Consider the following 12,150-nt stretch of genomic DNA (forward strand, 5'->3'; position numbering starts at 1 on the left):
TTCATTATATACGGTAATACGCATATCGTCTTTTGTCAAATGAAATGATATTGATTGTATGGATTGCTATTCCCCTCTATCTAAGTTTACGTTTTTGGTCTATGATAATCCCAGTTGACTAGGAGGATTGAGATGAAATGTTCACCGCTTAATCAGGCTTTATGCGGAACTGTCGTACCGGTTTCCGCTTTGTACAGTCAAAAAAGTTCCGGCGTCGGCGAATTTTCCGACCTCATTCCTTTTGCAGATTTTTGCAAAAAAGTAGGACTGCGCATTATTCAGCTTTTACCGGTCAATGATACAGGCACCGACAGTTCCCCATATAATGCTCTTTCAGCTTTTGCATTGCATCCGCTCTATATCTGCTTGGATGATATACCGGAAGCACATACCTTCAAGGCTGAGATAAAAAAAATACGCACTGCTTTTGAACCACACACTCCGGCGGAGCGGTTCCGGTATCGGGATATCCTGCATGAAAAAAATGTACTGCTGCACGCCATATTTAATAAGGCTGAATCACAGATTATTGCGGATTCTCAGACCGGTGAGCTTGCGGAATGGATACAGGCAAATCCGTGGATAATCGAATACGCGGTGTTTAAGAATATTAAGCGGCAAAACTATTATGCTTCGTGGAAGGATTGGAAAGAATGTGCCGGCATGCGTTCTCCTTCAACGGCAAAAATCACTGCTGCATGGAACGATCCTATTTTGAAGCGGGAGCATCTGTTCTATGCGTGGGTACAAATGCATCTGCACAAGCAACTGTTAAAAGCCGTTATCTACTGTGCCGATAACGGGATTTCGGTAAAAGGCGATATCCCGATTTTGATGAACGAGGATTCGGTGGAGGTGTGGGCGCATCCCGAATATTTCCGCAGTGATCTTCGTGCGGGCAGTCCTCCTGATGGGGATAATCCTACGGGACAAAATTGGGGTTTCCCTATTTACAACTGGGCAAATTTAAAAGCAACCGGCTACCGTTGGTGGAAGGAGCGGCTTCGCCATGCATCGCAGTATTATCATGCGTACCGGCTTGATCATATATTAGGCTTTTTTAGAATTTGGGCTATCACCGAAGGTGAAACGACAGGGCTTTTAGGCAAGCCTATTCCTTATGCGGAAATAACGATAGAGGATTTGAAAAAGGCAGGCTTTTCGGAAAGCCGTATCCGATGGATGGCAGAGCCGCACATCAATACCCATATTGTTCAAGATGCAGTCAATGGCGACTATCTGTATGCGCACGGTCTGTTGCGTAAAGTTGCGGAAAGAATCGGTACTGAGGAGCTATGGCTTTTTAGAGCAGAAATACAAAGCGAGGCAGATATTCATCGGTGTGGCCTTCCTCCGGAAGTGGAAACAGCTTTGAGGCAAAAATGGGCTGACCGTATGCTGGTAAAAGCCGGAAAAGATTTACATGGCGCTGCCGTGTATACTCCGGCGTATCTGTACCGTAACAGCACCGCGTGGAGAACGTTGTCCGATGATGAACAGCGGTTATTTTCATTATTGCTGGATGAAAAAGAGGCGCTGCAGAATCAACTGTGGGCTGCGCAGGCGGGAGATATTTTGTCGGAATTGTGCGGTTCTGTTGATATGCAGCCTTGTGCTGAAGATTTGGGTGCGAAACCTGCGGCATTGCCGGAAGTTCTTGAAAAATTGCATATTTTGAGCTTGCGGGTATTTCGCTGGGAACGTGAATGGAAAAAAAACGGAGCGCCTTTTATCCCGCTGCAAGATTATCCGAAAGCAGCGGTTGCGGTAACTTCCGTGCACGATTCTTCCACACTGCGGGAATGGTGGGAGCAAGAATTGTCTTATGCTGATATGCTTTCGTTCTTTGATGCATTGCATATTGATAAGGCAATACAGAGAATGCTTTGTCCTATTGAAGGGCGTAAACCTGCCTATACGGTAGATTTGGCTGTGGTGTTATTGAGTGCCTTTGTTAAAGTTCCCTCAGTGTTTGCCGTCTTTCCTATACAAGATTGGTTGGGAGTCATAATCGACGAATTGCCGGAAAGCAAGGCGCGTGAGGAGCGGATTAACGTACCGGGTTCTGTCAGCGAATCGAACTGGACATATCGATTACCGCGCCCCATAGAAGCTTTGAGTAAGAGCAAAGAATTGATAAAACGATTACGGAATATCACCTCATTACGGCATGCCGAACTGATCGATTAAATTTAACGGTTTGATGATTCGGCAATGGTGGAAAAGAGGTTTATGAGAGGTTTACTATGCGTGTATTAGTTATCGGCGGGGCTGGGTATATCGGCAGTCATGTAGTAAAAGCAATGTTGGAAGCCGGTCATTCGGTTACGATATTCGACAATTTATCGACGGGACGATTGTGCAATATTTTTCCGGGTACGGAGTTTATTGCAGGCGATACTCGCCACAGTGATGACATTGACGCGGCTTTTGCCCGCGGTTTTGATGGGGCTGTGTATCTTGCTGCATTTAAGGCAGTAGGGGAGTCGATGGCTGCCCCTGAAAAATATTCTATTAATAATATTTCGGCGACGATGAATATTTTAAATGCGGCGGTTAAACACGGTTGTCTCCGTTTTGTCTTTTCGTCCTCGGCAGCCGTTTACGGTTCCCCGGAATATCTTCCGATTGACGAAAAACACCCGAAGAATCCCGAAAGCTATTATGGGTTTACCAAGCTTAAAACCGAAGAATTTTTGCAATGGTACGACCGGTTAAAAGGACTCAAATTTGCATCGCTGCGGTATTTTAATGCAGCGGGCTACGATCCGGAGGGGGCTGTTAAGGGGCTTGAGCGGAATCCGCAGAACCTCCTGCCGATTATTATGGAGGTCGCAGCCGGTATGCGGAAGGAACTTCAGATTTTTGGAAATGATTATCCTACACGCGACGGTACCTGTATCCGTGACTATGTCCATGTCAGCGACCTTGCGAAAGCTCATACCGATGCACTGCATTATATCGATAAGAAAAACAGTAGTCTTATCGTAAATCTCGGCAGCGAAGTTGGAATTACCGTCAGTGAAATGCTTACCGCCGCCCGCACTATTACCGGAAAGGCAATACCTGCCCGCTTTGTCGGCCGCCGTGCCGGAGACCCTGCCGAGCTTTATGCAACATCTCAGCATGCCCGCGAAACGATAGGCTGGAATCCTCAGTATTCTGATGTAAAAACTTTGATTGAATCAACATGGAATATGTATAAAAATCTTTAAATACGAGGCGGCTCTTTTGCTTGTAAAGCAGAGAAAAATATAGCCATATATGAAAAGAAAACCTCTCAGAAGAATGCTTCCGAGAGGTTTTTAAATTAAGTTTGCAGAAAATTAAGAAAAGAACTTTTCAAGTTCGTTCATATCGGTAGTCTTTAACAAATCCTTCCCGTCTTCATCAAGTACGACAACCATCGGAGCTGCAGATACGCCATGTGCGCTCATAAAGCTTTTTCCTTCATCAGATGCAGCATCCATAACCTTCTTATCGACATCAGGCAGCCCATTGCAGTATGTCTTTAGTTTTTCACTTACATCGTCTCCTGCTGTTAATACATTTACAAGCATAAAACCTCCTCATGCTTTGTTAGTTTAAGTGCATTTGCTCCAGTCGTGTACACTATTCGGTTAAAATACGGATAATATCGGACTTGTCAGTTGCATTCAGTATTTCTTGCCGTTTTTCAGCACTCTTGAACAGCAGACTGACTTCTGCCAAGAATTGCAAGTGCGGTCCTGTTTTGTCAATCGGGGAAAGTGTCATAATAAAAATACGGCATGGCTCTTGATCCAGCGAATCAAAATCAACCGGATGATCCGAAATACCAATACAGGCAACAAGATCGCTAACCGAATCAGTCTTTCCGTGCGGGATTGCAATACCATGCTTCATTCCCGTAGACATTTTTCGTTCACGATCTAACACGCAGGCTCGGGCAACGGCTTTATCTTTTACTTTTCCTGCCTGAACAAGCATGTCAAGTAATTCATCAATAATTTCCTCTTTAGAGGTTCCTTTTAAATGGAGATTGACAGTTTCAGGTGTCAAAACGGTTTTCAAGTTCATATATTCAGTGTACGGGACTTTGTCGGAAAAGTCAAGGATTTTGTTTTGTATTTTTATATCTTGGCTCGCATCTGAAACATTCTCTTAAAAAGCACTTGCCCAATTTATCTAAAAACTATATACTCATACCGTTTTTGGGGAATTAGCTCAGTTGGTAGAGCGATTGGTTCGCAATCAATAGGTCAGGGGTTCGAATCCCCTATTCTCCATAGATTTTAATCCTTTTTGTATATAGACTTGTCAAACTATTGTTTTTTTAGAGCCATGTTAAAGTCCTATGCGTGAAGTGTTGTCTTTTTAATAAGCTGAAAATTATAAACAAACATGAAAGCAAAAAATAAAGAAAAGATGCTTGACAGGAAGAAGTGATTTGTGCTAGTATCGCTGCCGTTGCATTTAATCCCTGCCGGGAGGTGGGTGAGGAGCAGCAAAGAATAAAAACGTTTGGATTTATCAATTTCTTCTATATATATTAGTTATTAGTAAATAATTCATGTAGGAGTTTTTCCCGAGACGGCATGCGGCTTGGTATGTCGGTTGTGTGTCTATACGGCATGGCTTTGCGTGCCTGCTGAAATGTTGTTATTCTTTTGTGTTTTTTTGGCTCAATTACAGCTAAAAAAATAAATAAAAAAAAGAAAAAGGTGCTTGACAAGACTGAGTGTTTTGTGATACATTCTTTTTCGCTTGCGGCGCTCTAAAGCAGGGCTTCGATTAAGCAAGCTGGTCTTTGAAATTAAAGGGAAGGGAAAGAAGAAAAAAGCCAAAGAGCAAAATCTTTGGTAAGGAAATAAGCGTAGAACAAAGAATCAAGAGAAAGAGGGTGTGCAGGGCAATGAATAATTGCTTTGCGTTATTATTTTCTTTCTCTTAAAGGTCAACGTTCCTAAAATAAAAGAAACGGGACTTGCTTTCAAAATTATGAATATCAGACACCCTTCGGGGTGTTTGAAATAAAATAATGGAGAGTTTGATCCTGGCTCAGAACGAACGCTGGCGGCGCGTCTTAAGCATGCAAGTCGAACGGCAAGAGAGAAGCTTGCTTCTCTCCTAGAGTGGCGGACTGGTGAGGAACACGTGGGTAATCTACCCTTAAGATGGGGATAGCTGCTAGAAATAGCAGGTAATACCGAATACACTCGGCATTTCACAAGAGATGTTGAGGAAAGGAAGCTACGGCTTCGCTTGAGGATGAGCTTGCGTCCCATTAGCTAGTTGGTGAGGTAAAGGCCCACCAAGGCGACGATGGGTATCCGGCCTGAGAGGGTGATCGGACACATTGGGACTGAGATACGGCCCAAACTCCTACGGGAGGCAGCAGCTAAGAATATTCCGCAATGGACGGAAGTCTGACGGAGCGACGCCGCGTGGATGAAGAAGGCTGAAAAGTTGTAAAATCCTTTGTTGATGAAGAATAAGGGTGAGAGGGAATGCTCATCTGATGACGGTAATCGACGAATAAGCCCCGGCTAATTACGTGCCAGCAGCCGCGGTAACACGTAAGGGGCGAGCGTTGTTCGGAATTATTGGGCGTAAAGGGCATGTAGGCGGTTGTGTAAGCCTGGTGTGAAATCCTGGGGCTTAACCCCAGAATAGCATTGGGTACTGCACAACTTGAATTACGGAAGGGAAACTGGAATTCCAAGTGTAGGGGTGGAATCTGTAGATATTTGGAAGAACACCGGTGGCGAAGGCGGGTTTCTGGCCGATAATTGACGCTGAGATGCGAAAGTGTGGGGATCGAACAGGATTAGATACCCTGGTAGTCCACACTGTAAACGATGTACACTAGGTGTTGGGGCAAGAGCTTCAGTGCCAAAGCAAACGCGATAAGTGTACCGCCTGGGGAGTATGCCCGCAAGGGTGAAACTCAAAGGAATTGACGGGGGCCCGCACAAGCGGTGGAGCATGTGGTTTAATTCGATGGTACGCGAGGAACCTTACCTGGGTTTGACATCTAGTAGAAGGTCTTAGAGATAAGGCCGGGTAGCAATACCCTGCTAGACAGGTGCTGCATGGCTGTCGTCAGCTCGTGCCGTGAGGTGTTGGGTTAAGTCCCGCAACGAGCGCAACCCCTACTGCCAGTTACTAACAGGTAAAGCTTGAGGACTCTGGCGGAACTGCCGATGACAAATCGGAGGAAGGTGGGGATGACGTCAAGTCATCATGGCCCTTATGTCCAGGGCTACACACGTGCTACAATGGTTGCTACAAAGCGAAGCAAGACCGTAAGGTGGAGCAAACCGCAAAAAAGCAATCGTAGTTCGGATTGAAGTCTGAAACTCGACTTCATGAAGTTGGAATCGCTAGTAATCGCGCATCAGCACGGCGCGGTGAATACGTTCCCGGGCCTTGTACACACCGCCCGTCACACCATCCGAGTTGGGGGTACCCGAAGTCGCTTGTCTAACCTGCAAAGGAGGACGGTGCCGAAGGTACGCTTGGTAAGAAGGGTGAAGTCGTAACAAGGTAGCCGTACCGGAAGGTGCGGCTGGATCACCTCCTTTCTTAGAGAAAGGTAAATACTAAATGCTTTGTTGGTTGTACACAAAGCTTCCGCTTATCTCCTCTTCTTTCCCTCTCTTTTTTTATATTATTGGTTTGTAGTAAGGGGATATAGCTCAGCTGGCTAGAGCGGCGGCTTTGCAAGCCGTAGGTCAGGGGTTCGAATCCCCTTATCTCCAAAAATCGTGCAGTATAAATAATTTTACTGTATGAAGAGATCTTTGAAAAGCTAGGGAAGGGAAAGAAAGACTACTTGAAGGTGAGTTGCTTTGTTAGAGAAGTAATTGGCTGGAGAGTAGAAGAAAATAAGGTGAAGAGAAAAGTTCTTGACGATTGTCGAATAGGCGATTGTTTTAAGAAGAGAACATAATATGGTCAAGCGAAGAATAGGTTTATGGTGGATGTCTTGGAGCCAACCGGCGAAGAAGGCCGTGATAAGCTGCGAAAAGCTTCGGGGAGGAGCACATATCCTTTGATCCGGAGATTGCCGAATGGGGTAACCCGATAGGAGAGATTCTATCATTACGCTCTTGAATAAAATAGAGAGGTAAAGCGATACTGAGTGAACTGAACCATCTAAGTAACTCAAGGAAAAGACATCAAAAGAGATTCCGAAAGTAGTGGCGAGCGAAATTGGAAGAGCCCAAACCCGTTAAACGGGGGTTGTAGGGCTGCACGGGCTTATGTACAGCAAGTGATAAAGTGAATGTATAGTAGAAAGGTTTTGGGAAAGCCTGACAGAGAGGGTGAAATCCCCGTATACGAAATGCATTCATCTTGCCGGTGCAGTACCTGAGTACGGCGGGACACGAGAAATCCTGTCGGAATCCGGGTCGACCACGATCCAAGGCTAAATACGAGTTGGCTACCGATAGCGGACAAGTACCGTGAGGGAAAGATGAAAAGAACCCCGGTGAGGGGAGTGAAATAGAACCTGAAACCATAAACCAACAAGATGCTACAGCCCTTTATGGGTGGTAGCGTGCCTTTTGTAGAATGAGCCTGCGAGTTACGGTATGCAGCGAGGTTAAGGAATAGAAGTTCCGGAGCCGGAGGGAAACCGAGTCTGAATAGGGCGAAGTAAAGTTGCATGTCGTAGACCCGAAGCCAGAGTGATCTAGTCATGAGCAGGTTGAAGCAGCGGTAAAACGCTGTGGAGGACCGAACTACAATCTGTTAAAAAAGGTTTGGATGACTTGTGACTAGGAGTGAAAGGCTAAACAAACCTGGAAATAGCTGGTTCTCCCCGAAATGCCTTTAGGGACAGCCTTATACAAAATTACCGGAGGTAAAGCACTGGATGGACTAGGGGGCTTCACCGCCTACCAAACCCAATCAAACTCTGAATGCCGGTAATCAACGTATAGGAGTGAGACTGCGTGCGACAAGGTTCGTAGTCAAGAGGGAAACAGCCCAGACCGTCAGCTAAGGTCCCGAAATACTGCTTGAGTGTGAAATGAAGTGTGGATACAAAGACAGCCAGGAGGTTGGCTTAGAAGCAGCCATTCCTTAAAAGAGTGCGTAATAGCTCACTGGTCGAGTATACATGCGCAGATAATGTAACGGGGCTAAGTAGTATACCGAAGCTACGGGTCTTACACGATTTAAGTGTAAGGCGGTAGGGGAGCATTCCATGGACTGATGAAGGTGTACCTGAGAGGGGCACTGGAGGGGATGGAAGAGAGAATGCAGGTATAAGTACACGAAAAGAAAGGTGAGATTCCTTTCCGCCGGAAACCTAAGGTTTCCTGGGTAAAGGTCATCTGCCCAGGGTTAGTCGGCCCCTAAGGCGAGGGCGAAAGCCGTAGTCGATGGGAAATCGGTTCATATTCCGATACCTTTTATAATTTCGATGGCAGGACGCATGAGGCGACCCCCGGCCGGAGAACGGTTGTTCCGGTCGAAGCTTTCAAGCCGTTATAAAGGATGGTAGGCAAATCCGCTATCCAAGGTGAGAGGCGACAGCGAGTGGATCGATGAGAGAAGCGAAGCGGGGTAAGTCATGGTGCCGGGAAATACTGTCTAAGGCTAGGTTATAAAAGACCGTACCGTAAACCGACACAGGTAGGTAGGATGAGAAATCTAAGGCGCTCGAGAGAACTCGCGTTAAGGAACTCGGCAAAATGCACACGTAACTTAGGGAAAAGTGTGGCCTCTGTTTAGTAATGAGTGGAGGTAGCATAAAGCAGGCCCAGGCGACTGTTTATCAAAAACACAGCCATCTGCGAATCAGTAATGAGACGTATAGGTGGTGACACCTGCCCGGTGCCGGAAGGTTAAGAGGAGCGGTTAGCAGTAATGCGAAGCTGTCAATTGAAGCCCCGGTAAACGGCGGCCGTAACTATAACGGTCCTAAGGTAGCGAAATTCCTTGTCGGGTAAGTTCCGACCCGCACGAATGGTGTAACGTATCTGGGCACTGTCTCAACGCGAGGCTCGGTGAAATTTATATACCGGTAAAGAAGCCGGTTACCCATAGTTAGACGGAAAGACCCCGTGAACCTTCACCGTAACTTACTATTGGGACTTGGTTTATCATGTGTAGAATAGGTGGGAAACTATGAAGCTTGCTCGTTAGGGTGAGTGGAGTTGCCAAGTGAAATACCACCCTTGATGAATTAGGTTTCTAACCTGTTCCGTGAAGCCGGAATAGGAACAGTGGTAGGCAGGCGGTTTGACTGGGGCGGTCGCCTCCTAAAATGTAACGGAGGTGCGCGAAGGTCTCCTCACGTCGGTTGGAAATCGACGCAGTGAGTGTAAAGGCACAAGGAGGCTTAACTGCAAGAGTGACAGCTCAAGCAGATACGAAAGTAGGTCTTAGTGATCTGGCGGTAGCGAGTGGAAGCGCCGTCACTTAACGGATAAAAGGTACTCCGGGGATAACAGGCTGATTTTCCCCAAGAGTTCACATCGACGGGAAAGTTTGGCACCTCGATGTCGGCTCATCGCATCCTGGGGCTGAAGTAGGTCCCAAGGGTTTGGCTGTTCGCCAATTAAAGCGGTACGTGAGCTGGGTTCAGAACGTCGCGAGACAGTTCGGTCCCTATCTGCTATGGGCGTTGGATATGTGAGAGGGGCTGCTTTTAGTACGAGAGGACCGAAGTGGACGAACCTCTGGTGTACCAGTTATCCTGCCAAGGGTAAGTGCTGGGTAGCTATCGTTCGGAAGGGATAACCGCTGAAGGCATCTAAGCGGGAAGCCCACCTCAAGATTACATATCCCTCGGGGTTTAACCCCGCTAAAGACTCCTTGCACACTACAAGGTTGATAGGTTGCAGGTCTAAGCACAGTAATGTGTTATAGCCGAGCAATACTAATAAGTCGTGAGGCTTGACCATATTATCTTCTCTTCTTTATTCTTTATCTCCTTACTCTTTCTTTCCTGTCCCTTTATTTAATAAATTTCGTTTCTTTTTTGTTGCGTCTTTTATTGCCCGGTTGCCATAGTGGAGAGGTCATACCCGTTCCCATCCCGAACACGGAAGTCAAGCTCTCATTACGCCGATGATACTGCTCACCAGAGTGGGAAAGTAGGTAGCTGCCGGGCTTTTTTTTTACCTAACTATGTGGAATAAAGGTAGGTATTGTTGATGATGTTTTCTCATCCTATCTCAAAATATTGTGTATTATATTTGTTTGTTCCTATTCTTTTCTTCATATCATGTACTACAGTAAAAAATAGTACTCACGCCGATCGTTCGTCCGGCCAGTCTCTTTCGGCCACTATTCTGCCATTACCTTCGGCCACTGATTTGGCCTCAAGCCGTATTGATCCACAGGTTCAAGCTGATATGGAGATAGGTTCTCCGGCAAGTATTCGCAGTGCGGTAACCCGTGTGTATTCGACTTCTCAGGGTTTAACGAAGGAGAAGCAATTGCAATTAACATTGGCTGCCCGATTGATGCGTCTCTTATATCCGTTTGAGACTATCGATTGGAATGCGCCGAATTATCAACAAACTGATCCGTATCTTGATGCATTGACTCAGATCGAAAAAGGTCTTTATCCACAAAATCTTGGAATGAATACGTTTTTTGATGCGGTTATTCCGGCAATAATTTTAACAAAGGGTGTAGGGGTACAGGAATACGCTGATGCATTGGAAAAACGTCTCTTTATTGCAAGAAATTTAAATCCTTCTTCTGTCCTGCCTTCTTACCTTTTGGGACTCTTATATGAGCAGCGTGGTAAACTTTCGGATGCAGAGAATTACTATCAAATGGCATGGGAACAAGATGAGAGCTGCTATCCGGCCGGTATGCGCTTTGCATATTTAGCTCTTTTTAGTAATAATATTGAAACATCATATAAAATTGCTGAAAAATTGTATACGCGCCATCCTAATGCAGTAACAATTCAACTATTGCTGGCAGAAACATATCTTGAAAAAGGAAATCTTGAAAAGGCAGAGGAGATTGTTTCTGCAGTTCTCAAAAAAAACAATGACTTTGGACGTGCGTTCTTTTTGCAAGTCCGGTTGCATATAGAAAAAAAAGAATATTTAGCAGCAAATGCCATGCTTGATGAATTTGCAAAACAAAATAAGGTTGATAAGGATTATCTTTTGCTGCGCCACCGTATGTTACTTGAATGGAGTAAAAATATTGCCGAGGCAAAACAATGCCTTGAAAGAGCCGCCTCTTTTTATCCGCAATCACCGGATGTTGTTCTTGCTTGTGCGAATTTTTGTTTTGAAACAAAAAATACTGTTAATGGGAAAACAGCGAATGATTTTATTAATGCACTTTTAAAACAGAATCCGCGTAATATTCTAGCAATTCGTCTTCTGGTTAAAGAGGATATAGCTGAAAAACGATGGGGAAGTGCCTTTGAACGTGCTCAGTATCTATATGAAAACAATCCTTCTGAGGAAGATATCGTGTTATATGCTCGTGTCTGTGCAGGAATGAATAACTGGGAAGAGGCGGTGACTACGGCACAAGCTGCATATAACGCTGTTTCGAAACAGCCTTCCGACGAAATTATTACGTTGTATTTACAGGCTCTTTACGGTGCAAAAAAATATGGTATGCTGGTGCAAGTGATTAATCGGCATCTCTCCGATGCTCGTTCTGCATTAAAGTCGGTTTTAATTTATTATCAGTCATTACTTGCATCCAATGATGAAGATAATCTTGCTCTTTTACGGTCGAGCCTTTTATCCGATCCGCGCAGTTCTTTGACGCTCTTTGCTCTCTACGAGTGGTATTTTAGACATAAAGACTACCGAAAGGCATATTATTATTTACAACAAGTTATTGCGCTTGACCCTTACAACAAGACGTATCTCCAACTCGCTGAAAAATTGGAAAGACTTCAATAGAATTTTACATGAACAATGCTGTAGGCGGTAACTTCTTTTCCGTTATGCAGTTCAAGGTGAATGTAATGACAAGTGCGGAAAATAAAAAAAGCCTAAAGCAGTCCGCTTTAGGCTTTAATCATCTCCTAGGGGAATTGAACCCCTGTTGTCGGGATGAAAACCCGATGTCCTAACCACTAGACGAAGGAGACATTTATATTCCGCCGAATAACAACGAGATATATTTATATCGCAAAAGCGGATTATTGTCAAGTGGTAAGTT

The 12,150-nt window shown here is 45.2% G+C and carries 5 protein-coding genes, 3 tRNA genes and 3 rRNA genes; 8 read left to right on the forward strand and 3 right to left on the reverse strand.

Features of this window, described 5'->3' with window-relative positions; all coding sequences use genetic code 11:
* Window positions 1-132: 132 nt before the first annotated feature.
* Together E4N66_RS00815 and galE are read left to right on the forward strand one after the other, a co-directional pair.
* The gene (locus tag E4N66_RS00815) at window positions 133-2,190 is read left to right on the forward strand and encodes a 4-alpha-glucanotransferase (RefSeq protein WP_253728597.1); all 2,058 of its coding nucleotides are present in this window, start codon (window positions 133-135) and stop codon (window positions 2,188-2,190) included.
* Between the two features lie 56 nt (window positions 2,191-2,246).
* On the forward strand, window positions 2,247-3,215 hold the full coding sequence (gene galE / locus E4N66_RS00820; RefSeq protein WP_253728598.1) for a UDP-glucose 4-epimerase GalE: 969 nt from the start codon (window positions 2,247-2,249) through the stop codon (window positions 3,213-3,215).
* A 111-nt stretch (window positions 3,216-3,326) separates the two neighbouring features.
* On the opposite strand, the gene E4N66_RS00825 is transcribed toward galE, so the two are convergent.
* Both E4N66_RS00825 and E4N66_RS00830 read right to left on the reverse strand, forming a co-directional pair.
* Window positions 3,327-3,560 (reverse strand): thioredoxin domain-containing protein, encoded by a 234-nt coding sequence (locus tag E4N66_RS00825; protein ID WP_044014635.1) that lies wholly within the window; start codon window positions 3,558-3,560, stop codon window positions 3,327-3,329.
* Between the two features lie 52 nt (window positions 3,561-3,612).
* Window positions 3,613-4,059, reverse strand: coding sequence for a PTS sugar transporter subunit IIA (locus tag E4N66_RS00830; RefSeq protein WP_006188512.1), 447 nt, complete (start codon window positions 4,057-4,059; stop codon window positions 3,613-3,615).
* 136 nt (window positions 4,060-4,195) lie between these two features.
* Here E4N66_RS00830 and E4N66_RS00835 point away from each other — a divergent pair.
* The 6 genes from E4N66_RS00835 to E4N66_RS00860 all read left to right on the forward strand — a co-directional run bounded on the left by E4N66_RS00835 (window position 4,196) and on the right by E4N66_RS00860 (window position 11,888).
* Window positions 4,196-4,268: transfer RNA gene (locus E4N66_RS00835), tRNA-Ala, on the forward strand.
* A 749-nt stretch (window positions 4,269-5,017) separates the two neighbouring features.
* A 16S ribosomal RNA gene (locus E4N66_RS00840) occupies window positions 5,018-6,566 on the forward strand.
* Between the two features lie 103 nt (window positions 6,567-6,669).
* A tRNA-Ala gene (locus tag E4N66_RS00845) sits at window positions 6,670-6,743 on the forward strand.
* Between the two features lie 194 nt (window positions 6,744-6,937).
* A 23S ribosomal RNA gene (locus tag E4N66_RS00850) occupies window positions 6,938-9,902 on the forward strand.
* A gap of 95 nt (window positions 9,903-9,997) precedes the next feature.
* Window positions 9,998-10,111: ribosomal RNA gene (gene rrf, locus E4N66_RS00855) — 5S ribosomal RNA — on the forward strand.
* Together the 16S, 23S and 5S rRNA genes with 1 tRNA gene alongside form the textbook arrangement of a ribosomal RNA operon.
* Window positions 10,112-10,154: 43 nt before the next feature.
* On the forward strand, window positions 10,155-11,888 hold the full coding sequence (locus E4N66_RS00860) for a tetratricopeptide repeat protein (protein WP_253728599.1): 1,734 nt from the start codon (window positions 10,155-10,157) through the stop codon (window positions 11,886-11,888).
* A 119-nt stretch (window positions 11,889-12,007) separates the two neighbouring features.
* On the opposite strand, the gene E4N66_RS00865 is transcribed toward E4N66_RS00860, so the two are convergent.
* Window positions 12,008-12,079 (reverse strand) — tRNA-Glu (locus tag E4N66_RS00865).
* Between the last annotated feature and the right edge of the window lie 71 nt (window positions 12,080-12,150).

Source organism: Treponema sp. OMZ 857 (assembly GCF_024181085.1).
Lineage (GTDB): Bacteria > Spirochaetota > Spirochaetia > Treponematales > Treponemataceae > Treponema.

Bases quoted from the DNA above. Each gene is read 5' to 3' on its own strand.
- E4N66_RS00815 (WP_253728597.1), top strand. From the start codon at position 133: ATGAAATGTTCACCGCTTAATCAGGCTTTATGCGGAACTGTCGTACCG.
- galE (WP_253728598.1), top strand. From the start codon at position 2,247: ATGCGTGTATTAGTTATCGGCGGGGCTGGGTATATCGGCAGTCATGTA.
- E4N66_RS00825 (WP_044014635.1), bottom strand. From the start codon at position 3,560: ATGCTTGTAAATGTATTAACAGCAGGAGACGATGTAAGTGAAAAACTA.
- E4N66_RS00830 (WP_006188512.1), bottom strand. From the start codon at position 4,059: ATGAACTTGAAAACCGTTTTGACACCTGAAACTGTCAATCTCCATTTA.
- E4N66_RS00860 (WP_253728599.1), top strand. From the start codon at position 10,155: ATGATGTTTTCTCATCCTATCTCAAAATATTGTGTATTATATTTGTTT.